General features: G+C 67.4%; 2 pseudogenes. Both read left to right on the forward strand.

Annotated elements, in window-relative coordinates:
* Positions 1-98 precede the first annotated feature (98 nt).
* A pseudogene (gene istA / locus Y694_RS21160) lies at positions 99-1620 on the forward strand (IS21 family transposase).
* Positions 1613-2375: pseudogene (gene istB / locus Y694_RS21165) on the forward strand (IS21-like element helper ATPase IstB); the annotation flags it as partial. The pseudogenes istA and istB, both read left to right, overlap by 8 nt.
* Positions 2376-2604 lie beyond the last annotated feature (229 nt).

Genomic DNA, 2604 nt, shown 5'->3' on the forward strand with positions numbered 1-2604 from the left:
TTGACCAGCAAAGCTGGGTGATGCCGACCGAAAACTGACCAGGGTGTTCAACCTACCCTGCTGCTTTTTTGTGCAGCAAGGAACGAGGAGTGATCACCATGGCCATGATGGGCAAGATTCGCTCGATGCACTTCCGGCAAGGGAAGTCGATCAGCGAGATCGCGCGGCTGACGAGTCTGTCGCGCAACACGATCAAGAAGTGGCTGAAGGCGCCGCAGGGTGCCGAGCCGAAGTACCGGCGTCGGGAGATGCCCACGAAGCTGGCGCCGTTCGTCGAGGCGCTGGAGAAGGCGCTGAAGGCCGATGAGCACCGCCCGCGGCACGAGCGGCGCACGGCGCGGGCGCTGCATGTGGAGTTGCAGGCCTTGGGCTACGACGGCGGCTACACGCGGCTGACCGACTACATCCGAGCCAGGCGCGACGAGCAGGGCAAGGTCAGCGCCAGCAGCGCTTTCGTGCCGCTGAGCTTCGAGCTTGGCGACGCGTTCCAGTTCGACTGGAGCGAAGAAGGCCTGGTCATCGGCGGCATCTACCGGCGGGTCCAGCTTGCGCACCTGAAGCTGTGCGCCTCGCGCGCGTTCTGGCTGGTGGCCTACCCGACGCAGGGCCACGAGATGCTGTTCGACGCGCACACGCGCAGCTTCGAGGCCCTGGGCGGTATTCCCCGGCGGGGCATCTACGACAACATGAAGACGGCGGTCGACAAGGTCAAGAAGGGCAAGGGGCGCGTGGTCAACGCGCGCTTCGCGGCGATGAGCGCGCACTACCTGTTCGACCCGGACTTCTGCAACGTGGCCAGCGGCTGGGAGAAGGGCCGGGTGGAGAAGAACGTGCAGGACAGCCGCCGGCGCGTGTGGATTGAGGCTGCCCGCCAGCGCTTCGGTTCGTTCGACGAACTCAACGCCTGGCTGGCGGTGCGCTGCCGGGCGCTGTGGCAGGAGATACGGCATCCGGAGCACGGCCAGTTCAGCGTGGCCGAGATGCTCGAGCACGAACTGCCGCAGCTCATGCCCATGCCCCGAGCCCTTCGACGGCTACGTGGAGAACCCGGCGCGCGTGTCCAGTACCTGCCTGGTGACAGTGCTGCGCAACCGCTACTCGGTGCCGTGCGAGCTGGCCGGTCACATGGTCTCCACGCGGCTGTACCCGAACCGGGTGGTCGTGGTGGCCGAGGACAAGATCGTGGCCAGCCACGCGCGTCTGAGCGACCGCGGCCAGACGAGCTACGACTGGCAGCACTACATCCCGCTGGTGCAGCGCAAGCCTGGCGTGCTGCGCAACGGCGCGCCGTTCGCCGACATGCCCGCGCCGCTGCGGTCGCTGCAACAGGCCTTGCTGCGCCGCCCCGGTGGTGATCGTGTGATGGCGCAGGTGCTGACGGCAGTGCCTACTGCCGGTCTGGACGCCGTGCTGGTAGCCGCCGAACTGGTGCTGGAGACCGGCGCCGTCAGCGCCGAACACGTGCTCAACGTCCTTGGGCGGCTCAAGGCGAGCCCGCCGCCGGAGCAAGTGGAGACCGCGCTGCGCCTGAACGAGGCCCCGCGTGCCGACACCGACCGCTACGACCGGCTGCGCGACCCTGACGTCCAGGATGTGGGCCAGGAGGTGCGCCATGCGTGACGTGACCGCCGAACTCAAGGCACTGCGGCTGCACGGCATGGCCGGCGCCTGGACCGATCTCGTGGCCCAGGGCGGTGGCAGTGGCGTTGACAGCTCGCGCTGGCTGATCGAGCACCTGCTGCAGGCCGAGGGCACCGACCGGGCGATGCGCTCGGTGAGCTACCAGATGAGTGCCGCTCGCTTCCCCGCGCACCGCGACCTGGCGGGCTTCGACTTCGAGGCCTCCAAGGTCGATCGCGCGCTGATCGACCAGCTGGCCGATCTGTCGTTCACCGAAGCGGCGCACAACGCGGTGTTCATCGGCGGGCCGGGTACGGGCAAGACTCATCTGTGCACGGCACTGGGCGTGGCCGGCATCACGCGGCACGGCAAGCGGGTGAGGTTCTACTCGACCGTCGATCTGGTCAATGCGCTGGAGCGGGAGAAGGCTGAAGGGCAAGGCCGGGCGGATTGCGGCGAACCTCATGCGCATGGACGCGGTCATCCTGGACGAGCTGGGCTACCTGCCGTTCAGCCAGGCCGGTGGAGCGTTGCTGTTCCACCTGCTGAGCAAGCTGTACGAACGCACCAGCGTGATGATCACCACCAACCTGACCTTCGGCGAATGGGCCGCTGTCTTCGGCGACGCGAAGATGACCACCGCGCTGCTGGACCGGCTCACGCATCACTGCCACATCGTGGAGACCGGCAACGAGAGCTACCGCTTCCGGCACTCCAGCGCCACGGCCAAGACGCGCATCAGGCGCGCGAGCAGGCACGAAGGGCCAAACCGGCACCGGAGGCCGACCCGTTCTGATCGGCCGCCGCGCGGGGCAAGCCGCTACGGGCTACGCCCTGCGCGGCTTGCCCCGCGCACCATCGATGACGAACAACGGAGTACCGACAACAGCAAAGACCGTAGACTTATCCACAGCTCGCCTCGATCGAGACGGGCTTCCACCCCTGGTCAATGTTCAGTCGGCGCGGGTGGTCAAAGTTCGGTCG

It is taken from the genome of Methylibium sp. T29-B (assembly GCF_000576225.1).
Taxonomy (GTDB): domain Bacteria; phylum Pseudomonadota; class Gammaproteobacteria; order Burkholderiales; family Burkholderiaceae_C; genus Methylibium; species Methylibium petroleiphilum.